Source organism: Massilia luteola (assembly GCF_034420155.1).
GTDB lineage: Bacteria > Pseudomonadota > Gammaproteobacteria > Burkholderiales > Burkholderiaceae_D > Telluria > Telluria luteola.
In genome coordinates, this window is sequence record NZ_JAXOFN010000006.1 from 1 (window position 1) to 23,434 (window position 23,434).

General features: G+C 68.1%; 20 protein-coding genes. 12 read left to right on the top strand and 8 right to left on the bottom strand.

Annotation, left to right across the window (positions count from 1 at the left end):
• Window positions 1–88 precede the first annotated feature (88 nt).
• The 5 genes from ltrA to U9J41_RS09070 form a co-directional block, all read right to left on the bottom strand.
• Window positions 89–1,456, bottom strand: a complete 1,368-nt coding sequence (gene ltrA, locus U9J41_RS09050; RefSeq protein ID WP_322401867.1) for a group II intron reverse transcriptase/maturase — start codon at window positions 1,454–1,456, stop codon at window positions 89–91.
• 452 nt (window positions 1,457–1,908) lie between these two features.
• Window positions 1,909–2,112 carry a cold-shock protein gene (locus U9J41_RS09055; RefSeq protein WP_036166698.1) on the bottom strand — a complete coding sequence of 68 codons (204 nt, stop codon included), beginning with the start codon at window positions 2,110–2,112 and terminating at the stop codon, window positions 1,909–1,911.
• 295 nt (window positions 2,113–2,407) lie between these two features.
• Window positions 2,408–2,782 carry an Hpt domain-containing protein gene (locus tag U9J41_RS09060; protein WP_322401868.1) on the bottom strand — a complete coding sequence of 125 codons (375 nt, stop codon included), beginning with the start codon at window positions 2,780–2,782 and terminating at the stop codon, window positions 2,408–2,410.
• Entirely contained in the window at window positions 2,779–3,429 is a 651-nt protein-coding gene (gene upp, locus U9J41_RS09065) for a uracil phosphoribosyltransferase (RefSeq protein WP_322401869.1), read from the bottom strand. The genes U9J41_RS09060 and upp overlap by 4 nt, the downstream gene beginning before the upstream one ends.
• A 120-nt stretch (window positions 3,430–3,549) precedes the next feature.
• Window positions 3,550–5,241, bottom strand: a complete 1,692-nt coding sequence (locus U9J41_RS09070; protein WP_322401870.1) for an isovaleryl-CoA dehydrogenase — start codon at window positions 5,239–5,241, stop codon at window positions 3,550–3,552.
• Window positions 5,242–5,581: 340 nt separating this feature from the next.
• Here U9J41_RS09070 and U9J41_RS09075 point away from each other — a divergent pair, with 340 nt between their 5' ends.
• Together U9J41_RS09075 and U9J41_RS09080 are read left to right on the top strand one after the other, a co-directional pair.
• The gene (locus U9J41_RS09075) at window positions 5,582–7,315 is read left to right on the top strand and encodes a putative bifunctional diguanylate cyclase/phosphodiesterase (protein WP_425260208.1); all 1,734 of its coding nucleotides are present in this window, start codon (window positions 5,582–5,584) and stop codon (window positions 7,313–7,315) included.
• Complete coding sequence (locus U9J41_RS09080; RefSeq protein ID WP_322401871.1) at window positions 7,312–8,805, top strand: HDOD domain-containing protein; 1,494 nt, start codon at window positions 7,312–7,314, stop codon at window positions 8,803–8,805. Before U9J41_RS09075 ends, U9J41_RS09080 begins: the two co-directional genes overlap by 4 nt.
• A 142-nt stretch (window positions 8,806–8,947) precedes the next feature.
• Here U9J41_RS09080 and aroC read toward each other — a convergent pair whose 3' ends face one another.
• The gene (gene aroC, locus U9J41_RS09085) at window positions 8,948–10,042 is read right to left on the bottom strand and encodes a chorismate synthase (protein ID WP_322401872.1); all 1,095 of its coding nucleotides are present in this window, start codon (window positions 10,040–10,042) and stop codon (window positions 8,948–8,950) included.
• Window positions 10,043–10,219: 177 nt separating this feature from the next.
• On the opposite strand from aroC, the gene U9J41_RS09090 reads away from it, so the two are divergent.
• Window positions 10,220–12,460 carry a GGDEF/EAL domain-containing response regulator gene (locus U9J41_RS09090; protein WP_322401873.1) on the top strand — a complete coding sequence of 747 codons (2,241 nt, stop codon included), beginning with the start codon at window positions 10,220–10,222 and terminating at the stop codon, window positions 12,458–12,460.
• A 67-nt stretch (window positions 12,461–12,527) separates the two neighbouring features.
• Here U9J41_RS09090 and U9J41_RS09095 read toward each other — a convergent pair whose 3' ends face one another.
• Window positions 12,528–12,983, bottom strand: coding sequence for a CBS domain-containing protein (locus tag U9J41_RS09095; protein WP_056449417.1), 456 nt, complete (start codon window positions 12,981–12,983; stop codon window positions 12,528–12,530).
• 189 nt (window positions 12,984–13,172) lie between these two features.
• Between U9J41_RS09095 and U9J41_RS09100 the strand changes: the two genes are divergently transcribed.
• From U9J41_RS09100 to U9J41_RS09110, 3 genes are read left to right on the top strand one after another with little or no spacing between them, the layout of a single operon-like run.
• Window positions 13,173–14,309 carry a PLP-dependent transferase gene (locus U9J41_RS09100; protein ID WP_322401874.1) on the top strand — a complete coding sequence of 379 codons (1,137 nt, stop codon included), beginning with the start codon at window positions 13,173–13,175 and terminating at the stop codon, window positions 14,307–14,309.
• Between the two features lies 1 nt (window position 14,310).
• Complete coding sequence (locus tag U9J41_RS09105; RefSeq protein ID WP_322401875.1) at window positions 14,311–15,120, top strand: alpha/beta fold hydrolase; 810 nt, start codon at window positions 14,311–14,313, stop codon at window positions 15,118–15,120.
• A 41-nt stretch (window positions 15,121–15,161) separates the two neighbouring features.
• On the top strand, window positions 15,162–15,470 hold the full coding sequence (locus U9J41_RS09110) for an Mpo1-like protein (RefSeq protein WP_056449432.1): 309 nt from the start codon (window positions 15,162–15,164) through the stop codon (window positions 15,468–15,470).
• Here U9J41_RS09110 and U9J41_RS09115 read toward each other — a convergent pair whose 3' ends face one another.
• On the bottom strand, window positions 15,471–16,847 hold the full coding sequence (locus U9J41_RS09115; protein ID WP_322401876.1) for a YihY family inner membrane protein: 1,377 nt from the start codon (window positions 16,845–16,847) through the stop codon (window positions 15,471–15,473).
• 78 nt (window positions 16,848–16,925) lie between these two features.
• On the opposite strand from U9J41_RS09115, the gene wrbA reads away from it, so the two are divergent.
• The 6 genes from wrbA to U9J41_RS09145 are packed head-to-tail and all read left to right on the top strand — an operon-like array spanning window position 16,926 to window position 23,420.
• Window positions 16,926–17,537, top strand: a complete 612-nt coding sequence (gene wrbA, locus U9J41_RS09120; RefSeq protein ID WP_056449435.1) for an NAD(P)H:quinone oxidoreductase — start codon at window positions 16,926–16,928, stop codon at window positions 17,535–17,537.
• Between the two features lie 3 nt (window positions 17,538–17,540).
• Window positions 17,541–17,939: a DUF2069 domain-containing protein gene (locus tag U9J41_RS09125; protein WP_322401877.1), complete on the top strand. Its 399-nt coding sequence runs from the start codon at window positions 17,541–17,543 to the stop codon at window positions 17,937–17,939.
• Window positions 17,932–19,341, top strand: a complete 1,410-nt coding sequence (locus U9J41_RS09130) for an FAD-binding oxidoreductase (protein ID WP_322401878.1) — start codon at window positions 17,932–17,934, stop codon at window positions 19,339–19,341. The genes U9J41_RS09125 and U9J41_RS09130 overlap by 8 nt, the downstream gene beginning before the upstream one ends.
• 13 nt (window positions 19,342–19,354) lie before the next feature.
• The gene (locus U9J41_RS09135; RefSeq protein ID WP_322401879.1) at window positions 19,355–19,789 is read left to right on the top strand and encodes a DUF4124 domain-containing protein; all 435 of its coding nucleotides are present in this window, start codon (window positions 19,355–19,357) and stop codon (window positions 19,787–19,789) included.
• Window positions 19,777–22,350: an FtsX-like permease family protein gene (locus tag U9J41_RS09140; RefSeq protein WP_322401880.1), complete on the top strand. Its 2,574-nt coding sequence runs from the start codon at window positions 19,777–19,779 to the stop codon at window positions 22,348–22,350. Before U9J41_RS09135 ends, U9J41_RS09140 begins: the two co-directional genes overlap by 13 nt.
• Entirely contained in the window at window positions 22,350–23,420 is a 1,071-nt protein-coding gene (locus U9J41_RS09145) for a lipocalin-like domain-containing protein (RefSeq protein WP_322401881.1), read from the top strand. Before U9J41_RS09140 ends, U9J41_RS09145 begins: the two co-directional genes overlap by 1 nt.
• Window positions 23,421–23,434 lie beyond the last annotated feature (14 nt).

The following is a 23,434-nucleotide window of genomic DNA, read 5'->3' on the forward strand; positions in this document are numbered from 1 at the left end:
ATCGGCATAGGGGGCAGCTAATGTTAGCTGCGCCCCTGCCACACCACCCGGCATGCGGGTCCGCACCGGGCGGTTCGAGTAGTTGAGGTCAGGACAAGCGTGGTACTCCCGACCGGTCGAAGTAGGCAACCGTAAGGACTGACTTCAACAGCCGGTCGGCGTTGCGCCACCAGCGACGGCTATTTGCCGCAACCTGCTCGGCAACAGCAGGCATTGCCCCGAGTCGAAGCAGTTCCCGATACATGGTCGTCCCGCGTTTCCAGTGCTTGAGCTGGATCGCCCGGAGCCTGTGACGCAGCCATTCGTCGAGTTGTCTCCATATCTTCGGGGTTTCGGCATATTTGAAGTACCCTTTCCAGCCAAGCATGTAGGAGCGCAGCCTCTCGACGATCTGGAGCATGCTGCGGCCGCCAGAGCGTCTTGTCAGTTCGCGGATGCGTTGCTTGAATGTTGCCAGCGGCTTCTCCGCGACCTTCAATTTCACCACCCTCCCCCTTCCCACCCACAGGCTGTAACCGAGGAACTTGCGACCGAAGGTGCTGCCGACCGCGCTTTTGGTTTCGTTGACCACGAGGTGCAACTTGGCATAGAGGCGGCGCAACAGCACCATCACCCGCTCGCCCGCACGCTTGCTGCGAACGTACACGTTCGCATCATCGGCGTAGCGCGCAAAGCAATGGCCGCGTCGTTCCAATTCCTTGTCCACTTCATCGAGCAGGACATTGGCCAGCAAGGGCGAGAGCGGACCGCCTTGCGGCGTGCCTTCATGCCGAGACTGCACCACGCCATGGTCCATGATGCCGCTGTTCAGATAGGCGCGCACCAGCCGGATCACGCCAGCGTCGTCGATGCGTTTCCGTAAGCGGTCGATCAGGATGTCATGGTTGACCCTGTCGAAGAATTTCGACAGGTCCACATCCACCACGATCCGCCGCCCCGACTGGACGTACGCTCGGGCGGCAAGTACCGCGTCCTGCGCACGCCGGCCTGGGCGGAAGCCGTAGCTGTGCTCGCTAAATGTGGGGTCAAGAATCGGTTGCAGCACTTGGAGCAGTGCCTGCTGGATCAGCCGATCCGTCACCGTCGGGATGCCAAGCTCGCGCTCGCCACCGTCGGGCTTCGGAATCGTTACCCTGCGTACCGGGCTGGGCCGGTACGTCCCCGCCAACAATTGTTCGCGTATCCCCGGCCAGGCCACGGCCAGGTAGCGCGAGGTTTCGTCGATGTCCCGACCATCCACCCCGGCTGCGCCCTTGTTGGCGCGCACACGCTTGAACGCTTGCAGCAGGTTTTCCCTTCTCAACGCTGCATGCAGCAGCATTGATCCCGCGTCTCCTGACGCATGTCGCGGGCGACAGGCTTCGTCGCTGGAGATTTCAGCCAAGGCTTCACCCTGACCTACGGCCTCCCGCCCCGCCTTGGCGGGCATCTGACGCATTGCCTGTCGCATCGACATGCCGGACAACACTCCTACTCGTTCGGTCCTTCGTCGGCGGGGTCGAGCCTTCCCGGCGCTACCGCCAACTACTATGACCTCTGCTGAGACCCCGCTACGGCAGCGCCGCCGCCCTTTCAGGCGTGAGGCGGGGCGTCCCCAGGTAAGGGCCGCACTCCTTCATCACACAACCGCCGCATCTACGCCGCTTCGCCTCGACCACAAGAGCTTCGCGGTTTGTCGCCCGCTCGCCCTGCTCGGCAGCGCCTTCTATGCGATTCTTGTCCATCGGCTCATGATTTACGATTCACGCTTCCTCCCCACGGTCGATTACTCTTCCGCAGTTGCGCTTCACTTCGCTCGCTGTGGTCAGCTTGCGGCGGGACTTTCACCCGCAAGAGTGCGCCCATGCTGGGCGCACGGCAAAAAAAAATCCTCGGAGACCGAGGATTTTTTATCAGACATTCAGCGGATTACAGCGGCTGGATGTTCGATGCTTGTTTGCCTTTCGGACCAGAGGTCACGTCGAAAGAAACGCGCTGGTTCTCTTGCAGCGACTTGAAGCCTTGCGATTGGATCGCCGAGAAGTGCGCGAACAGGTCTTCGCCGCCTTCGTCCGGGGTGATGAACCCGAAGCCTTTGGAGTCATTGAACCATTTTACGATGCCAGTTGCCATTACAATTTCCTATTTCAGTTGAAGTGGACAGAAGTCCGTTTACGATCGTTTGAAGAAGCAAGAAACAAATGACAGACTAACTGCACTGCTACCGCGAATCCAACGATCCCTAATTATACCGAATAAACCCGCACGTACACGGTTTTCGCAAAATAAAACCGGGACCCGTAACAATTCCTATCATCAACCTTTTACCGATCCCGTTTGCTTCGGCAGTACGCAAAATATAGGGCATGGATGCAGATAAAGTTTGTCCTAAATCAAACGATTCCGGGACAGGTGCTTTGCTGTACCGCTAAACGGTAGAGTCGTCGTTGGGATAGGCCGCTTTTGGGTCGACAATACCCCAAGCGACGAACACATCCAGTTCCGACAGCCATGCATCCCATTCCGGCGGAGCGACGCCGTCGAATGTCATCAGGACGCGCAAACGCTGCTCCAGCATGCGCGCCTGCTGCCCGAGGATGCGGAAACCGAATGTAGCGGATGAGCCGGCCAGCGTATGCAGCACCGCATGCATTTGCTCGACCAGCGCCAAAGGCGGATGGCTCGAATCGAATTCGTTGCGCGCCGCCGACAGCCGGCCCAGCGTCCGCGGCAGGCTCGCCGCAAATTTATCGTTCAGTTCCGCCAGGCGCGCGAAGAACTCCGCATCCGCACTCGTGTTCATTTGGTGCCGAAGATGCGGTCGCCGGCATCGCCCAGGCCCGGCACGATGTACGCGTGGTCGTTCAGGTTGTTGTCGAGCGACGCGACGTACAGCTTGACGCCCGGATGCGCCTGGTGGAACACCGCGACGCCTTCCGGCGCCGCCACGAGGGCGAGGAAGATGATCTGGTCGTCCGTCACGCCGCGCTTTTTCATCACGTCGACCGCGTGCACGGCCGAGTTGCCCGTCGCGACCATCGGATCGCACAGGATGAAGGTGCGCTCGGCCGTGTCCGGCAAGCGCACCAGGTATTCGACGGGCATGTGCGTATCCGGATCGCGGAACACGCCGATATGGCCCACGCGTGCCGACGGCACCAGTTCCAGCAGGCCGTCGCTCATGCCGATGCCGGCGCGCAGGATCGGCACGATAGCCAGCTTCTTGCCCGCGATGACGGGCGCGTCGATGGTCATCAGCGGCGTGTCGATCTGGCGCGTCGTCAGCGGCAGGTCGCGCGTGATCTCGTAACCCATCAGCAGCGTGATCTCCCGCAGCAATTCGCGGAACGTGCGCGTGGACGTGCCGCGGTCGCGCATGTGCGACAACTTATGCTGGATCAGGGGATGGTTGAGGATGAACAGGTTCGGGAAGCGCGGATCTTGTTTCATGAGTGGGAATCGTGCGTAGGCCGTCACTTGTGGCGCCGGCGTGGTTTGCGGTAAATGGCCAGCATTATCCCAGCCACGCGCCCGTTTGTCCCGTCCTTTGTCCAAGTTTCATGACAACGTTCACTCGACGAGGGCGCGCGCCAGGATCGCGGCGCAGTCGACGCCGTCCGGCAGCCGGCCGAACGCGCCGCCCACGTCGGCGGCGATGCGCGACGCGACGAACGCCGCGGCGACGAAAGCCGGGGCATGGCGCAGCAACAGTCCGGCCTGCACCGCCACGACCAGCTGCTCGGCGAGGCGGCGCGCGCCGGATTCGTCGGCCGCCAGCGTGCCCAGCCCATCCAGCAGCCGCGCGCAATACGCGTCGAAGCGGGGATCGCGGCCGGCAGCCAGCGCCAGCTCCGCGGCCAGCGCGTCGCGTGGTTCCGGACCCTTGGCGAAGGCGCGCAGCACGTCCAGGCACATCACGTTGCCGGAACCTTCCCAGATGGAATTGACGGGAAATTCGCGATACAGGCGCGCCAGCGGGCCGTCCTCCACATAGCCGTTGCCGCCCATGACTTCCATCGCCTCGGCGCCGAATGCCGGTCCGCGCTTGCACAGCCAGTACTTGCCGGCCGGCGTCAGGATGCGGGCCAGCGCCGTCTCGCGCGGGTCGACGGCGCCGTCCGGCCCCACGTCGACGCAGCGCGCGAGGCGCAGCGCGAACGCGGTGGCCGCCTCCGATTCCAGCGCCAGGTCGGCCAGCACGTTTTGCATCAGCGGCTGCTCGGCCAGGCGGCGGCCGAACGCGCTGCGGGCGCGGGCGTGGTGCAGCGCATGGCACAGCGCGGCGCGCATGATGCCGGCCGTGCCGGTCACGCAGTCCAGGCGCGTGTGGCTGCCCATTTCGAGGATCGTCGGGATGCCCCGCCCTTCCTTGCCGATCATCCAGCCGACGGCATCGCAGAACTCGACCTCGGACGACGCGTTCGACTTGTTCCCCAGTTTGTTCTTGAGGCGCTGCACGCGGATCGCGTTGCGGGTGCCGTCCGGCAGGTAGCGCGGGACGAAGAAGCAGGAGAGTCCCGCGCTGCCGCCCTCGGCGGCCTGGGCCAGGACGAGGTGGGCATCCGACTGCGGGGCCGAAAAGAACCATTTGTGGCCGACCAGGCTCCAGGCATCGCGCCACGCCGCGCCGAAGCGGGTGTCGGCAACGTCCGGACTCATGCGCGTCGCCCGCGTCGTGTTGGCGCGCACGTCCGTGCCCCCCTGCTTTTCCGTCATGCCCATGCCGATCAGCGCGCCCTGCTTCTGCTCGATGGGCAGCGAGCGCGGATCGTACGTGCGCGACAGGATCTTCGGCAACCAGTGCGCCGCGATGCCCGGATGCTGGCGCAGCGCCGGCACCGCCGCGTACGTCATCGTCACCGGGCATTGCGTGCCGTTCTCGACCTGGCCGAACAGCAGGAAGGCCGCGGCGCGCGCGACCTGGGAGCCGGGGCGCGCCGCTTCCCACGGCAGCGAATGGACGCCGTTCCCGATCAAGAGGCGCATCAATTCATGCCACGCCGGGTGGAACTCGACCTCGTCGACGCGATTGCCGCCACGGTCGAAGTTCACGAGGCGCGGCGGGAACTCGTTGGCCAGGCGGCCCAGGTCGAGCACGGCCGCGGCGCCGAGTGCCTGCCCCAGCCGGTCGAGGTCGGGGCCCGCCCAGCCGGCGCCTTCGTTCTCCAGTCCTTCGCGCAGCGCGCGGTCGCAGGCGAACAGGTTGACGTCCCCGAACGGCGGCGCCTGGTTGAAAACCTCGTGGGTGTCGAAACGGTTCATGGCGTCTCCTCCGGTGGCCCGCACGCCCAGCTGTTGCAACTGAGCATCATATTGTCGGTGCAAAAGTTTCCTCTTCGCACTGTATCGGCGACAATAAACCCTGGTGCCGCAGCTCGTGATTATCGGTTAAGCAACAAGGCTAGCCTAAAGCCTTGTGCCGGGCAAGCGCGACCCATCCGATCGGGGAACTGCGGCGTATCAAGCAGGCACAGAAAGATACCGGACATTGTGCTTTTTAGTGCTCACCGGCATCTTTCGGTGATACATTGCTTGTTGATTTGGTACACTCCAGCATTACCCCAGGCTTTGCTGCCACGATTAGAAAGCAGATATTTCGACAATGCGCGCCAGTTCACCCGCAGCACCGAACGATCCGCGCCATGCGGCCCCGGCGGCGAGCCCGGACGGCTACATGGAAGCGGTGGGCGACGTCGCGCTTCGCCTCGATCCCTCCGGTCTGATCCAATACGCGAGCCAGCGCGCCCAGCGCGCGTTCGGCACCCAGCCGCTGGCCGGCACCGTGCTGACGACGCTTGCCCTGGACGCCGACCAGGCCGCCCTGCGCAACGCCCTCCTCGATGCCGGCACGGCCGGCGAGCCCGTGCTCGTCGAAGTGCGCCTGCGCTGCGGCGGCAAGGACACCTGGTTCGAGCTGCGCATCGCCGCGCTGCCGGGCTGCCGTGAATTGCTGGCCGTCGGCCGCGACATGTCGGCCCAGCGCGCCACCGAACAACGCCTGCGCCACATGGCCACGCACGACGCGCTGACGGAGCTCCCGAACCGCCTGCTGCTGTCCGACCGCATCCGCATGGTGATCGCCAACGCGCGCCGCTCCGGCCAGGGTTTCTGCATCGCCACCATCGGCCTCGACGGCTTCAAGAAGGTCAACGACGGCCTCGGGCACCCGGTCGGCGACGCCGTCCTGCGCCAGGCCGCGAGCCGCCTGCGCAAGACGCTGCGCGACAGCGACACGCTGGCCCGCGTCGGCGGCGACGAATTCGTGGGGGTCCTGCCGGGCACCTTCACGCCGGACCAGATCAAGCTGGTCAGCGGCCGCCTGCTGGCCGCGCTGCAGGCGCCGTTCGAGGTCGACGGGCATACCGTGTACCTGGGCGCGTCCGTGGGCGTGTCGATCTATCCTGACCACGCCGAGGATGAAATCCGGCTGATCGCCCTGGCCGATGCCGCCATGGGCCGCGCCAAGGAAACCGGCAAGGGCCGCACGATCGTCTACAGCGTACGCGAAAGCGGTCCGCCGCAGCACGACATCTCGCTCGAAGCGGCGATGTTCCAGGCCGTGCGCGAAGGCGAATTCCTGCTGTACTACCAGCCGATCGTGTCCAGCCGCACCCGCCGGATTGAAGGATTCGAGACCCTGATGCGCTGGAAGCATCCGACGCTCGGCATGGTCCCGCCCGTGCGCTTCATCCCCATCGCCGAGACGAATGGCCTCATCAACCTGCTGGGCGCCTGGGCGCTCAAGGCGGCGCTCGTGCAACTGGGCCAGTTCGAGGAAGTGGCCAAGCGCGACCTGTACATCTCGGTCAATATCAGCCCGCGCCAGTTCCGCAACGACCGCTTCCTCAACGTGCTGGACGACGCCCTCGCGTTTTCCGGCGCGTCCGGCGACAAGCTGGTGCTCGAGATCACGGAAGGCACGCTGATGATCGACCCGGGCCACGCGGAAGCCATCCTCGCCAAGATGGCGGAACGCCGCGCGCGCATCGCGATCGACGACTTCGGGACCGGCTATTCGAGCCTGGCCTACCTGAAGCGCTTCCCGATCTCGGTGCTGAAGATCGACCGCGCCTTCATCAAGGACCTGCCCGCCTCCACCAAGGACGCGGCGATCTGCAACGCCGTGCTCGACCTGGCCAAGCACCTCGACCTGTCCGTCGTGGCCGAAGGCGTCGAGACCGAAGAACAACTTACCTACGTCGAGTCGCGCGGGTGCGACTACATACAAGGCTACCTGACCGGAAAGCCGATGCCGGCCCACGTGGCCATGGCCGCGCTCAAGGAAAACCTGTACACGGAACTGCTGCCGGACGAATTACGGGCGGGCCTCACATGAACCAGACTGCTACCATCGAACGATCGCCGAAAGCCGATGCCACCCTCTCCCTGTTGTGGGAGCGGATCCGCCGGCGCGGCGACATGCCGGGCTTCACCAAGGCCATCAACGCCATCCTCGCGACGATGCGCGGCGAGGACGAGCGCGACTTTTCCATGACCCAGACCGTGCTGTCCGACCCCGTGCTCACCCAGAAGGTGCTGCGCCTGGCGAACAGCGGCATGTACTCGGCGTTCGGCCAGCGCGTCAACACCGTCTCGAAGGCGATCCTCGTGCTGGGCACGGAAGCCATCGGCCACCTCGCCCTCGGCCTGAAACTGATCGAGGAACTGTCCAAGTCCACGCCGGATTCGCTGCAGGCCCACATCGAGATGGAAAAGGCCGTCCTGGCCGGCATGGTGGCGCACCAGGTGGCCAGCGAGGCGGCCACGCGCGATCCGGAAGAAGCGGTCGTCTGCTCGATCCTCCATTCGCTGGGCCGGATGATGGTCACGTTCTACCTGCCGGAACACTGGACGCTGATGCAGCAGGCCGCCGGCCGCGGCGACATCGATGCGATCGGCATCGCCCAACTCGGCCTGTCGCTGGAACAGATCGGGCGCGCGACGGCCGAGCACTGGGGCCTGCCGCGCAACCTGATCGCCGGCATGCGCCGCGTCGAACCGGGCGAGCGCGGCGCCGACTTCGGCCACGACGACTGGCTCGCCGCCCTCGGCACGATGTCGACCCAGTGCGCGGACAGCCTGTGGCACGGCGACGAAGCGGGCGCCGAACGGGTCCGGTTGCTCGCGGCCGGCTTCGCGCCGCTGCTCGGCATCGAGCCGGACAACATCGTCGGCGCCATCGAAAAGGCCAAGGTCGAAGCGGCCGCCGACCTGTCGATCGCGCCGCTCGCGAATCCGCCCGAGAAGCGCGCCCGCGCCGCCGCCGTCACGCGCATGCGCGAAGCCGGCAACAAGATTCTCATGGACGGCGTGGCCGACATGCGCGACGCCGCGGCCCAGGCAACGCCGGGCCAGATGGTGTCGATGGCGCTCGAGACGGCGTACCACGGCCTGTCGTTCACGCGCGCCTTCGGCTTCCTGCGCAACCGCCGCGACGGCCGCTACACGGCCAAGATCGGCCTGGGCGACAACGCCAAGACGCTCGCGCCCAAGCTGGACTTCGACGACACCTACGAACCGAACGTGTTCTTCGCCGCCCTCGGCAGCGACCGTGTGATCTTCATCGAGAACGCGCGCGACCCGAAATTCTCGAGCAAGCTGCCGGGATGGTGGAAAGGCACGCTGCTCGAAGCGCGCTGCTTCGTGATCATCCCCCTGTGCACCCGCGGCGAGCCGGTCGGTTTCATCTACGGCGACTGGGACGACCGCTTCCCGTCCGTCTACCTGAGCCAGACGGAATTCTCGCTGCTGAACGAATTGCGCGGCCTCGTCGTGAAGAGCGTCGAGCGGCGCCAGCCGCTGGAAGCGGTGGCGAACCGGGCGTGACCAAAGGATCGGCGCTATTGAGCGCCGGCGCGTCACCGTCGTCCCTGCGAAGGCAGGGATCCAATTTTTATCGCGCTCGCATCAAGCATGCGGAACTTGGGCCCCCGCCTGCGCGGGGGCGACGTATTCAATGTTGCGTTGCTCAGCGCAGCCGCGGCGTGTCCACGTGCACGTCGCCACACTGCGCGCGGTGCATCAGCGCGTGATCGATCAGCACCAGCGCCAGCATCGCCTCGGCGATCGGCGTCGCGCGGATGCCCACGCACGGGTCGTGGCGACCGAACGTCTCGACCGACACCGCATTGCCCGCCTTGTCGATCGACCGGCGCGGCGTGCGGATCGACGACGTCGGCTTGATGGCGATGGACACCGTGATGTCCTGGCCCGTCGAAATCCCGCCCAGCACGCCGCCCGCGTTATTGCCCACGAAGCCCTCGGGCGTCAGTTCGTCGCCATGCTCCGAACCCTTCTGCACGACGGCGTGGAAGCCGGCGCCGATCTCCACACCCTTGACCGCGTTGATGCCCATCATGGCGTACGCGATGGCGGCATCGAGCTTGTCGTAGATCGGCTGGCCGAGGCCGACCGGCACGTTCTTCGCCACCACGTCGATGCGGGCGCCGATCGAATCGCCGGCGCGGCGCAATTCGTCCATCGCCGTCTCCATGCGCACGATCAGGTCGGCGTCGGCCGTCGCGGCGAAGAACGGATTGTCGTGCACGTGCTTGAAATCCTGGAACGGCACGGCGATGTCGCCCAGCTGGCTCATGCAGCCCGCGAACTCGGTCCCGAATGTCTCGCGCAACCACTTCTTGGCGATGGCGCCGGCGCCGACGACGGGCGCCGTCAGGCGCGCGGACGAGCGGCCACCGCCGCGCGGATCGCGCACGCCGTATTTGTGCCAGTAGGTGTAATCGGCATGGCCGGGGCGGAACGTGTCCGCGATATTGCCGTAGTCCTTGCTGCGCTGGTCCGTGTTCTCGATCAGCAGCGCGATCGGCGTGCCGGTCGTCACGCCCTCGTAGACGCCGGACAGGATCCGGACCTGGTCCGCTTCCTGGCGCTGGGTCACGTGGCGCGAGGTGCCCGGCTTGCGGCGGTCCAGCTCGGGCTGGATGTCGGCCTCGGACAGCGCCAGTCCCGGCGGGCAGCCATCGATCACGCAGCCGATCGCGGGACCGTGCGACTCGCCGAAAGTGGTTACGGAAAACAGCTTGCCAAATGTGTTGCCGGACATGGATTCTCGTTGGGTTGTGCGAATGGAATGATGGATTTTACCAGCATGGGCAGACAGGCGGGAGAACACCATATATGCACCAAGAAAAATGTTTCCTTATGGAATTTTTCTAGCAGGGTTGATAGCATTGCATATATACTGAATCGCAATACGGAGCTCAACCTGGAGACGCAGCACATGCCCGCACCGAACACGCCCGCCGGCGCCGCGCAGGACGATGACCTGGTGTTCGCAGACGAGACGCCGGCAGTCGCGCTCGGCAAAGGCAGCGGGGCATGGCGCGTACTGATCGTCGACGACGATGCCGACGTGCATTCGACGACGACGTTCGCGCTGGGCAGCCTCGAGATGCATGGACGGCCGCTGGAATTCCTGCACGCCTACTCCGCCGCCCAGGCCATGGCGCTGCTGGCGCGCGAGCACGACATCGCCGTGATCCTGCTCGACGTGGTGATGGAACAGGCCGACGCCGGCCTGCACCTCGTGCGCCACGTGCGCGACACCCTCGACCGCCACGACGTCCGCATCATCCTGCGCACCGGCCAGCCCGGCTATGCGCCGGAAATGGACGCCATCCGCGGCTACGACATCAACGATTACCGCACCAAGTCCGAACTCACCCGCACGAAGCTCTACACGAGCGTGGCCGCCGCCATCCGCGCCTACCAGCAGATCCACGCGCTGGAGGACAGCCGCACGGGCCTGGCCGAAGTCGTGCGCGCGAACAGCGAGCTGATGGCCATGCATTCGGTCGGCGAGATGACCCTGGGCATCCTGCGCGAGGTCGCCGCCCTCGCCGGCCAGCCGGCCGACGGCCTGCTGTGCGCGTGCCCGCCGGGCATCGCTGCCGGCTGGCAGGTGCTGGCCAGTTGCGGGACCAGCGCGGCACTGGCGCGCGACGGCATGCTGGCCGCTTCGACGCAAGGACCGGCGGCCGCCATCGCGCAGGCGCTGGCCGGGCGCCGCAACGTCTACGAAGGCAACCACCTCGCGCTCTACTTCAGCGGCAAGGCACATTCCGACTTCGCCGCGTGGGTGCGGCTCGTGCGGCCGCTGGACGGGCTGCGCCGCGGCCTCATCGACGTCTTCACGAGCAGCATCGCCGTCGGCCTGGACAACGTCGCGCTGATGACCGACCTGCACCGCGCCGCGTTCTACGATGCGCTGACCGGCCTGCCGAACCGCACGCGCCTCGTCGAACTCGTCGACGACAGCCTGCAGACCCGCGCCGATGCGACCCTGTGCCTCGTCGACATCGACCAGTTCGCCGAAACGAACGACGCGCTCGGCCACCAGTTCGGCGACGCGCTGCTCGAGGCCGTGGCGCAGCGCCTGCGCGTGCGCCTGGACGCGGGCCTGGCGCTGGCGCGCATCGGCGGCGACATCTTCTGCCTGCTGGGCCAGGCCGACCTGATCGAACCGGCCGCCGTGCAGGACCTGTTCGCGGCGCCGTTCTCGATCGAAGGCCAGGACGTGCAGGTGTCGGCCACGCTCGGCCTCGTGCGCCTGCTCGAACATGACGGCACCGCGACCGACGCCCTCAAGGATGCGGACATCGCCCTCAAGCGCGCGAAGAGCCAAAGGCGCGGGGGGCACTTCTATTTTTCGCGCGGCATGGGCGTGGAGATCCGCGAACGGGTCCGCCTGATGCACGCGCTGCGCGGCGGCTTCGCCCGCGGCGAACTGTTTCTCGCTTACCAGCCCCAGGTCGAGCTGGCCGGGCGCCGCGCGTTCGGCGCCGAGGCCCTGCTGCGCTGGCGCACGGAAGACGGCCGCTTCGTGCCGCCCGACCGCTTCATCCCCATCGCCGAATACTCGGGCCTGATCATCGACATCGGCGCGTGGGTGCTGCGCGAAGCGTGTGCGGAACTGGTGCGCGTGCGCGCGGCCGGGCACCTGGACTTCACGATGTCGATCAACGTCTCGCAGGTCCAGTTCCGCCACCCGCATTTCATCGACATGCTGCGCCAGGCCCTGGCCGACACCGGCGCGCCGCCGGAACGCGTCGAACTGGAGATCACGGAATCGATGGCGATGGAAGAGCCCGACCTGCTGATCGAACGCCTCGCCGAGATCAAGCGCACGGGCGTGTCGATCGCCATCGACGACTTCGGGACCGGGTTCTCGTCGCTCTCTTATCTGCAGCGCCTGTGCGTGGACCGCCTGAAGATCGATCGCGCCTTCGTGACCGAAATCACGGACGCGGCGCGCGGCAGCAGCATCGCCGAGATGGTCATCGAACTGGGGCGCAACCTGGGCCTGTCGATCATCGCCGAGGGCGTGGAAGACGAGCGCCAGGCGCAGATCCTGCAGACACTGGGTTGCCCGCTGGCGCAGGGCTATCTGTTCGCGCGGCCCCTGGCGCCCGAGGCGCTCATCGAGTGGCTCGGCAACGACGCGCTGACGCGCGCCGCGTGATCAGCACGCGACCCAGGCGGTACGGTGGGCACCCCGTGCCCACCAACCACATGCGTAGCCAGCGCCTTCAGTCGTCGGCCATCTGCTCCGCGGGCCAGTCGCGGATATACGCCTTGAGCATACGGTTCTCGAAGCTCTGCGCTTCCAGCACCGCCTTGGCGACGTCATAGAACGAGATCACGCCCAGCAGCGTGCGCGCGTTCATGACGGGCAGGTAGCGCGCGTGCTTTTCCAGCATGATGCGGCGCACTTCGTTGACCTCGGTGTCCGGCGTGACGGTGATCGGACTGTCGTCCATGTGCTTGCGCACGGTGCCCGCCGGCTCCAGCGAGCCGCCATGCGCATGCAGGGCCTTGATGACCTCGCGGAAGGTCAGCATGCCGACCAGGTCGCCGTATTCCATCACGACGAGCGAACCGATGTCGCGCTCGGCCATCGTGGCGGCGGCGTTGGCCAGGTCGGTGTCCGGCGAGACCGTGTAGAGGATGTCGCCCTTGACCTGCAGGATTTCCGATACCTTCATTTGGACCCCCTTGATTGGAGATGCGTGCTGCGTTGTATAACTCATAAGGTGACTCTAGCCTAAGCGTCCCAAAAAATCCAGCTTTCCGCCCTACAACCGTGCACGACGCACCATGATGATGAATAAATGAAACGGTTAGCGCTATCGAATGCTAGCATGCGCCGTCTTCGTCTTCAGGAACAGCACGCCATGAGCGGACCCCGATATCCCGGCTTCACCACCCTCGCGCTGCACACGGCCGCCGGCGCGCAGGCGACGCCCCCGGCCGTCGCGACCCTGGAAGAGCGCAGCGCCGCCCTCGAAGGCGGCGTGGCCGGCATCGCCACGGCCAGCGCCCAGGCCGCCCTGCACCTGGCCGTTGCCACGCTGGCCGGCGCCGGCCACCACATCGTCGCCGCGCGCAATCTGGGCAGCGACGCGCACGCCCTGCTCGCGCACGGCCTCGGGCGCTTCGGCGTCGCCACGACCTTCGTCGACGCGCGCGACCCCGACGCCTGGCGCGCCGCCATCCGGCTCGACACGCGGCTGCTGGTCGGCGCGGCGCTGGGCCATGCATCCCTCGACGTGCTCGACATCCCGCAGGTCGCCGCCATCGCGCACGAGCACGACCTGCCGCTGCTCGTGGACGCGACGCTCGCCACGCCGTGGCTCCTGACACCGTTCGATCACGGCGCGGACCTCGTGGTCCATGGCGCCGGCTACCTGTCCGGGCAGGCCGGTGCGGCGGGCGGGCTGCTCGTCGACGGCGGCACGTTCGACTGGCCCGCGGCCCATGCGCGCAGCGGTCGTTTCGCCGGCCTGTGCGAACCGGATCCGGGCTGCGACGGCCGCGTGTTCGCCGAGGAGTCGACGGTCGGCGCCTTCGCGCTGTGCGCGCGCCACGAGGGCCTGCGCGCGTTCGGCGCCACGCTCGGCGCCCACGATGCCGCCGCCATGCTGCACGGCCTGGAGACGCTGGGCGTGCGCATGGAGCGCCACGTCGCGACCGCGCGCAAGGTGGTCGACGCGCTCGGCGCCCATCCGGCCGTCGCCGGCGTGGCGTATCCGGACCTGGACAGCCACCCCGACCACGCGACCGCACGACGCCTGCTGCCGCGCGGCTGCGGGGCCGTGGTCCCGTTCACCTTGCACGGCGGCCCGGCGGCCGCGGCCCGCTTCCTCGATGCGCTCAAGGTAGCCGGCCGCGCGCACGATGACGGCGGCGCGCGCTCGCAGGCGACGGCGGGCAGCGCGGGCACGGTCCGCCTCGCGCTCGGCCTGGAACACGCGGACGACCTGCTCGACGACCTCGCCCGCGCCCTGAAACTGGCACAAAAAGGAGCCTGACATGCTGATCGACGTGAACGGCGACACCGCCTACGCCTACACCGCCGGCACCATCCCGGGCGCGGATCGCCCCGCCATCGTGTTCATCCACGGCGCGCAGAACGACCATTCGGTGTGGACGGCGCAGGCCCGCGCGCTGGCGCGGCAGGGCCACGACGTGCTGGCGGTCGACCTGCCCGGCCATGGCCGCAGCGCCGGTCCCGCGCTGGCGACGGTGGACGGGATGGCCGCCTGGCTGCTCGCGCTCCTCGACGCGGCCGGCATCGAACGGGCCGTGCTGGCCGGCCACAGCATGGGGTCGCTGATCGCCCTCGACGCCGCGGCACGCGCGCCGGCGCGCGTGCGCGGGCTCGCCCTGCTGGGCAGCACGTGGCCGATGAAGGTCTCGGACGCGCTGCTGGAGACGGCCCGCACGGATGAAGCGACCGCCATCGACATGGTCAACCTGTGGTCGCACGCCAGCATCGCGCCGGCGGCGGCCGGCAGCCCGCAAGGGTTCTGGGCGCCCGGGGCCTCGCGCCGGCTGATGCAGCGGCTGTCGCAGCTGAATCCGGCCCAGTTGTTCCACACCGATTTTGTTGCCTGCAATACGTACGCGAACGGCGGCGCGGCCGCGGCGGCCGTCACCTGTCCTACGCTGTTCGTGCAGGGCCGGCGCGACGTCATGACGCCGCCCCGCTCGGCGCAGGCGCTCGTGGCCGCGATCCCGCACGCGCGGCTGGTGGCCATCGATTGCGGGCATGCGATGATGACGGAACAGCCGGACGCCGTGAGCACCGCGCTGGCGGACTTCGTGCGCGGCCTGAATTGATCTACACTGGGCAGCGGGGGGCAACGATCAGGAGACATGGCATGGCCGCCGTACGCTACGACAGCTTCGCGCAGTTCTATCCCTATTACCTGGCCCAGCACGAGAACCAGCTGTGCCGGCGCGCCCACTTCCTCGGGACGTCGTCGGCCATCGCGGGCATCGCCCAGTACATCGACAGCCTGAATCCGTGGTGGCTGCTCGTGGCCGTCGTGACGGGCTATGGCGGCGCCTGGATCGGGCACTTCTTTTTCGAAAAGAACCGCCCCGCCACGTTCGACTACCCGTGGTATTCGTTCCGTGCGGACTGGGTGATGTACTGGCAGATGCTGACGGGCAAGCTCAGCTGGTAATCAGCCGAGCGGGCCGGTCCCGGTCCGCTCGAAATGCTCGGCCAGCGTCTCGTCCAGCCCGCGCTCGACGGCGGCCTCGACCTGGCGCGCCAGCGCCGCGGTGTCCAGCGCGAGCGGCGATTGCGCCGCCCCGCCCGCCGGGCCGGCCTCGCTGCCGATGCCGCCGAACACGAACAGGCGATAAACGTCGGCGAGGCGGATCAGGCCCGGATCGACGAGCAGCACCCAGCACTGGGTTCCGGCACGCGCCCCCCGGCCCCAGCGCAGCGCAACGGCCGTCTCCGCCTGCACCCGTCCGACCCAGCCGGCCGCCACCATCTGCTCCAGCAGCGACGTCATCTCGTCGTAGCCGATGCGGGTGCAGGCGCGGATCTGCGCGTTCGACACCAGCGCCGTGCCCGTCATCCGCGCGCCGCCCTGGAGGACCTTGAGCACGGCCATCGCGTCGACGAACGCGCCGCCCGGCACGGGTTCGTACCACCAGCGCTCGTACTTGACGATCGGCAGCGCGGCCGTCAGCAGCGCGCCCACGAGCGTGATCATCCACGACAGGTACATCCAGACGAGGAACAGCGGCAGCGCCGCCAGCGCGCCGTAGATGATGGCGTACGTCGGAAACTGGCGGATGAAGATGGCGAACACGCGCTTGGCGACCTCGAACGCGATCGCGGCGACGAGGCCGCCCCAGACGGCGTCGCGCCAGTCGACGTCGCGGTTCGGCACCGTCATGTACAGCAGCACGTAGGCGCCTGTCGTCAGCGCGACCGACACGACCGTGTAGAACACCGCGCCCAGGAACGGCGCGAGGCTCATCAGGCCGGTGGTGGCGGAAGACAATTGCGACGTCAAGGTCAGCGAGATACCGAACGCGAGCGGGCCCAACGTGACGAGCGCCCAGTACACGAGCACGCGCTGGACGAGCGGGCGCGGCTGCGGCACTTTCCAGATCTGGTTGAAGGCGCGCTCGATCGTGCTGATCATGGCGACCGACGTGAACACGAGCGCGACGCCGCCCACGGCCGACAAGCCGGTCGCCTTGCTGGCGAACTGCGTCAGGTTGGCCGTGATCGTGTTCGCGATGGCCTTCGGCATCAGCATCTGGACGAAGTAATTGTCGAGGGCCGTGCGCAGCTTGCCGAACATGGGGAATGTCGTGAAGATGGCGAGCACGATGGTCAACAGCGGGACGATGGCGAGGGTCGTCGTGAACGTCAGGCTGCCGGCCACCTGCGGCAGCTTTTCTTCGGTCAGGCGGCGGCGCGCGAAGCGCACGAGGTCGCGCGCCTCGTTCCACGTCAATCCACGCACCCGGTCGACGCCCGTGTTGATCATCTCGGTCGTGCTGCGGGAAAGATTGGTGACGGTCTTGGAAAGCATCGATAGGGGCGCCGCGCCGGCGAGAAAAAGCCTCCCGCGCGAGCGTGTCATCTTGTAAAGCGCCCTATAATACCAACGATGAACCCAACCAATCAGATTATCCTCGTGTTGTATTACTCGCGTCATGGCAAGACCCGCCGGCTGGCCGAACTGATCGGCCAGGGCATCGACAGCGTACCGGGGCTGGAAGCCCGGTTGCGGACTGTTCCCGCGGTATCGACGGTGGCCGAAGCGACGGAACCCGACATCCCGCGATCCGGCGCGCCCTACGTGGAGCTCGAGGACCTGGCCGAATGCGCCGGACTGGCGCTGGGTTCGCCTACACGCTTCGGCAATATGGCGGCACCGATGAAATATTTCCTCGACGGCACTTCGGCGCAATGGCTGTCCGGCACCCTGGCCGGGAAGCCGGCCGCGGTGTTCACGTCGACGGGCAGCCTGCACGGCGGCCAGGAATCGACCTTGCTGTCGATGATGATCCCGCTGCTGCACCACGGCATGATGGTGATGGGCCTGCCCTACACCGAGCCGGAACTGATGACCACCGCCAGCGGCGGCAGTCCCTACGGCGCGACCCACTGGTCCGGCGTGGACGGCAACCGCCCGGTGACCGAAGACGAGAAGCGGCTTGCGATCGCGCTCGGCCGGCGCCTCGCACAAGCAAGCCGCAAACTGCAGGGGACGGATTAAGGCATGCAAACGCTAAGGGTGTTTCATACGGGCGCGGTGACCAGCCTGGTCATCCTGTTCGCCTGGCTGCTCGCGTGGGAAATCGCCGTCGCGCCGCTGCATCCGGGCGGCTCGCTGCTGGCGCTCAAGGCCCTGCCGCTGCTGCTGCCGCTGCGCGGCGTGCTCAAGCGCGACCTGTACACGCTGCAATGGTCGTCGATGGTGATCCTGATCTACCTGGTCGAAGGCATCGTGCGCGCCTGGAGCGACCGCACGGACATCTCGCGCATGATGGCCCTGGGCGAGACCCTGCTCGTCTGCGCCTACTTCCTGTTCGCCCTGCTGTACCTGCGCCCGTACAAGAAGCAGGCCCAGAAGATGGCCAAGGAATTGCTCGACAAGGTCAAAGTACCGCATGACTGACGGCTTCATCGAACGCTGCAGCGCCATCGTCGGCCAGGCGAACGTCCTCGTCGACGACCACGACACCGCCCCGTACCTCACCGACTGGCGCGGCCGCTTCACGGGGCGCGCGCGCGCCGTCGTCCGCCCCGCGAACACGGCGGAAGTCGCGGCCGTCGTGCGCCTGTGCCGCGACCTGCGCGTACCGGTCGTCCCGCAGGGCGGCCGCACGGGCCTCGTGCTCGGCAGCGTGCCGGACGCCAGCGGCGATGCCATCGTGCTGTCGCTGCGGCGCCTCGACCGCATCCGCGGCGTCGACACCTTCAACCGCACGATGACGGTGGACGCCGGCTGCATCCTGCACGACATCCAGCAGGCGGCGAGCGCACACTGCCTGTTGTTCCCGCTGTCGCTGGCGGCCGAGGGCAGCTGCACCATCGGCGGCAACCTGTCCACCAATGCGGGCGGCACCGGCGTGCTGCGCTACGGGAACACGAGAGAACTCTGCCTGGGCCTGGAAGTCGTCACGGCGCAGGGCGACGTGTGGGACGCGCTGCGCGGCCTGCGCAAGGACAACACCGGCTACGACCTGCGCGACCTGTACGTGGGGGCGGAAGGCACGCTCGGCATCATCACGGCGGCCGTGCTGAAGCTGTTTCCGCAGCCGAAGGCGGCGATCACCGCGCTCGTCGCGCTGGCCAGCCCGCGCGATGCACTGGCGCTGCTGAAACTCGTCGAAGCGGCGTGCGGCCCCACGCTGACGGGCTATGAATTGATGAGCGACGTCAGCCTGCGCCTCGTCGCCGCCCACTTCCCCGACCTGCCGCAGCCGTTCCCGGAACGCTATCCGCAGTACGCCCTGCTCGAATTGTCGAGCCACGAATCGGAGGCACACGGCGTCGCGCTGCTGGAGCGCGCCATCGAACGGGCACTGGAAGACGGCGTTGCGCAGGACGCCGTCGTCGCGACGTCGATCGCCCAGTCGCGCGCGCTGTGGGCCATCCGCGAGCACATCCCGCTCGCGCAGGCGGCGGCCGGCAAGAACATCAAGCACGACATCTCCGTGCCGATCTCGCGCATCGCCGATTTCATCGAGACGACGGACGCCCGGCTCGACGCGGCATATCCGGGCGTGCAGGTGGTCTGCTTCGGCCACCTGGGCGACGGCAACCTGCACTACAACGTGGCGCCGCCGGAAGGCATCCGCCACGACGATTTCCTCGCGCAGCAGGGCCCCATCAACCGCATCGTGCACGACAGCGCGGCGGCGCACGGCGGCTCGATCTCGGCCGAACACGGCGTCGGCGCGCTGAAGCGGGACGAACTCCCGCGCTACAAATCCGCGGTCGAACTGGACCTGATGCGTGCCATCAAGGCGGCCCTGGACCCGCTCGGCATCATGAACCCCGGTAAAATCCTGTGACCGGGAGATCGTCATGAAGCGCTTAATCCCCCTGCTGGCCGCCGGCGTCCTGTCCGGCGCCTTCGCCCAACCCGTCTACAAATGCACGCACGAGGGCCGCACGACCTATGCGGACCGCCCCTGCGCGCAGGGCAAGTCCGTCGAACTGCCGCCGCCGGCCGGCATCCGCCCCGAAGGCGCGGAGACGGTCGCCACGCGCGATGCGCGCACGCTCGTCGAGCTGGAAAAGCTGCGTCTCGCACGCGAACAGGAACAGCGGCGCAGCGACAAGGCGGACGCGCGCACGGCCCGCGCCGCCGCCGCGCACCGCAAGCAATGCGCACGCCTGCACCTGCGCCGGCAATGGGCCGAGGAAGACGCCGCACGCCTGACGGGCCGCGGCCGCGTGGCGGCGCAGCGCCGGGCGCAACGGGCACGCGAGGCGATGGCGGTGGAATGTCCGGCGTGACGTCCGGCATCAACACGCTGTCGCGCTGGCTGCTGTTCGGCGAATGGCGCGCGCATCCGATGCGTGCCGTGCTGGCCGTCGTCGCCATCGCCGTCGGCGTGGCGATGGGTTTTGCGATCCACCTGATCAACGCGGCCGCGTTCAACGAATTCAACGCGGCCGTGCACAGCCTGTCCGGCCAGGCCGACGTCCAGGTGACGGGCCGCGAAGCGCTGTTCGACGAAGACATCTATCCGCGCCTCGCCACGCATGAAGGCGTCGCGCTCGCGTCGCCCGTGCTGGAGGTGGACGCGGCGCGCTCGGACGAGAATGGAAAGACGGCGGGCGCGCTCAAGATCGTCGGCCTCGACGCCTTCCGCGCCGGCTACATCGCGCCCGACCTGATGGGCGTGCCGGACGCCGACCACCCGTACGACGTGCTGGCCGACGACGCCGTGTTCCTGTCCCCGGCCGCGCAGGCGTGGCTGGGCAAGGCGCGCGGCGACACCATCGCCGTGCGCGCCGGCACGCACGACCTGCGCCTGCGCGTGGCGGGCCCGATCCTGCGCGCGCGCAGCGGCCAGCGCCTCGGCGTGATGGACATCGGCGCGCTGCAGTGGCGTTTTCATCTCACCGGCAAGCTGTCGCGCATCGACCTGAAACTGCGCGACGGCGTCGACCGCGGCGCGTTCGAACGGGCGCTGGCGGCGGAGCTCGAGCGCGATTATCCGGGCCGCTTCACGGTTGGCCGGCCGGGCGATGCCAACCAGGAAAGCCGCAGCAATAACCTCAGCCGCGCCTACCGCGTGAACCTGACGGTGCTGGCGCTGGTCGCATTATTTACCGGCGCATTCCTCGTGTTTTCCACGCAGGCGCTGTCCGTGCTGCGCCGGCGCGGCCAGTTCGCGCTGCTGCGCGTGCTCGGCCTGGAACGGCGCGCCCTGCTGCGCCAGGTGCTGCTCGAAGGCGCGATCCTGGGCGTGCTCGGCGCGCTGCTCGGCATCGCGGCCGGCTACGGTCTCGCGGCGGCCGCGCTGGCGCTGTTCGGCGGCGACCTCGGCGCCGGCTACTTCCCCGGCGTGAAGCCGCGCGTCGCGTTCGCACCCGGCGCCGCCCTCGTCTACTTCGGCCTGGGCCTGGGCGTCGCCCTGCTCGGCTGCGCGGCCCCGGCCCTGGAGGCCGCACGCGCGCGGCCCGCGATCGCGCTCAAATCCGGCAACGACGAGACGGCGCTGGAGCGCCTGAACCGCGTCTGGCCGTCGCTCGCCTGCCTGCTGGCGGCGGGCGCCTGCGCGTTCGCCCCGCCCGTGTTCGGGTTGCCGCTGTTCGGCTACTTTGCCGTCGCCCTGCTGCTCGTGGGCGGCATCGGCCTGATGCCGCGGCTGGCCGCATCCGCGTTCCGCCTGCTCGACCGACTGTTGCGCCGACGGGAAGAGCATTCGCCCGTGCTGGCGCTGACCCTGGCGCGCCTCGCCAACGCGCCGGGCCAGGCGTCGATCGCGCTGGGCGGCGTGCTGGCGAGCTTCAGCCTGATGGTCGCGATGGGCATCATGGTCGCCAGCTTCCGCGTCTCCGTCGACGACTGGATCCTGCACATCCTGCCGGCCGACCTGTACGTGCGCAGCAGCGGCGGCGGCAACACCGGCGGGTTCGGTCCGCGCGAACAGGCCGCGCTGGCCGCCGTGCCGGGCGTCGCGCGCAGCGCCTTCCTGCGCACCCGCCCCCTGTCGCTCGATCCCGCGCGTCCGAACATCGTGCTCGTGGCGCGCGACATCGATGCGCAGGACCCCGGCCGCATGCTCGCCCTCGTCGGCGCCACGGCCCCGATACCGGCCGGCCGCCGCCCCATGTGGATCTCGGAAGCGATGACGGACCTGTACCGGTTGAAGGTCGGCCAGACGCTGACGCTGCCGCTGGGCGGCCGTCCGCAGCCGTTCTTCATCGCCGGCGTCTGGCGCGACTATGCCAGCCAGACCGGATCCGCCGTCGTGCGCCTGGCCGACTACCGCGCGCTGACGGGCGATACGACCGTCACGGATGCCGCCCTGTGGGCCGCGCCCGGCACGGATACCGCGCAGATCGAGGGCGCGCTGCGCCGCCTGCCGTTCGGCGCCGCGCTGCAGATGGCGCGTCCCGGCGACATCCGCGCCATGAGCCTCAAGATCTTCGACCGCAGCTTCGCCGTCACGTACCTGCTGGAAGCGATCGCCATCGCCATCGGCCTGTCCGGCGTGGCGGCCACGTTCTCCGCGCAGACGCTGGCGCGCGCCAAGGAATTCGGCATGCTGCGCCATGTGGGCGTCACGCGGCGCCAGGTGCTGGGCATCCTCGCCGTCGAAGGCGGCGCGCTGACGGCGCTGGGGGTACTGACCGGGTTCGTGCTGGGGCTCGTCATCAGCCTGATCCTCGTCTACGTCGTCAATCCGCAATCGTTCCACTGGACGATGCAGTTGCACCTGCCGTGGCCCTTGCTCGCCAGCGTGGCCGCCGTGCTGGTGGCGGCCTCCGTCGCGACGGCGCTGGTGTCGGGCCGCTACGCGCTGTCCGGCGGGCCCGTGCGCGCCGTGCGGGAGGACTGGTGATGCTGGTGCTGCGCATCCTGCTCGTGTGGCTGCTTGCGGCGGCCTGCGCCCACGCCGCGCCGCCGGCGTTCGCAACGGTCACGCCGGGGCGGGCCCTGACGTTCCCCGCCGACTACGGCGCGCATCCCGACTACCGCACGGAATGGTGGTACGCGACCGGATGGCTGCGGACGCCCGACGGCAAGCCGCTCGGCTTCCAGGTCACGTTCTTCCGCAGCCGCACGGAGACCGATCCCGCCAACCCGAGCGCGTTCGCGCCGAAGCAGCTGATCATCGGCCACGCGGCGCTGTCCGATCCGGCGCTCGGCCACCTCGTGCACGACCAGCGCAGCGCCCGCGCCGGCTTCGGCCTGGCCTATGCCGACACCGGCACGACGGACGTCAAGCTGGACGACTGGAGCATGCGCCGCGAACCCGACGGCCGTTACCGCGTCGTCGTGCGCGCGGGCGACCTGTCGTTCACGCTGCGCCTCGCCCCCACGCAACCCATGCTGCTGCAGGGCGACGCCGGCTATTCGCAGAAAGGCCCGCAGGCCGGCCACGCCAGCTATTACTACAGCGAGCCGCACTTGCAGGTGGACGGCGAGATCGTCCGCGCCGGCCGCAAGCAGGCCGTGACGGGCACCGCGTGGCTCGACCACGAATGGTCCAGCCAGGTGCTGGACGCGAGCGCCGCGGGGTGGGACTGGACCGGCATCAACCTCGATGACGGCGGCGCCCTCATGGCCTTCCGGATCCGCGCCAGGGATGGTAGTACACTGTGGGCCCACGCGACCTGGCGCGACGCCGACTCGCGCGTGACGCAGTACGGGCCGGACCAGGTGCGCTTCGCGCCGGAGCGGACCTGGACCTCGCCCCGCACGAACGCCGCCTACCCGGTGGCGACCCTGCTGACGACCGGCGCGACGCAATGGCGCATCGAGCCCCTGCTGCCGGACCAGGAACTCGATTCACGCCGCTCGACCGGGTCCGTGTACTGGGAAGGCGCCGTGACCGTGCGCCGCGACGGCCGGCCCGCCGGACGCGGCTACCTCGAACTGACGGGCTATGTATCGGCCATGAAGCTATGAACACGCAAGCATCC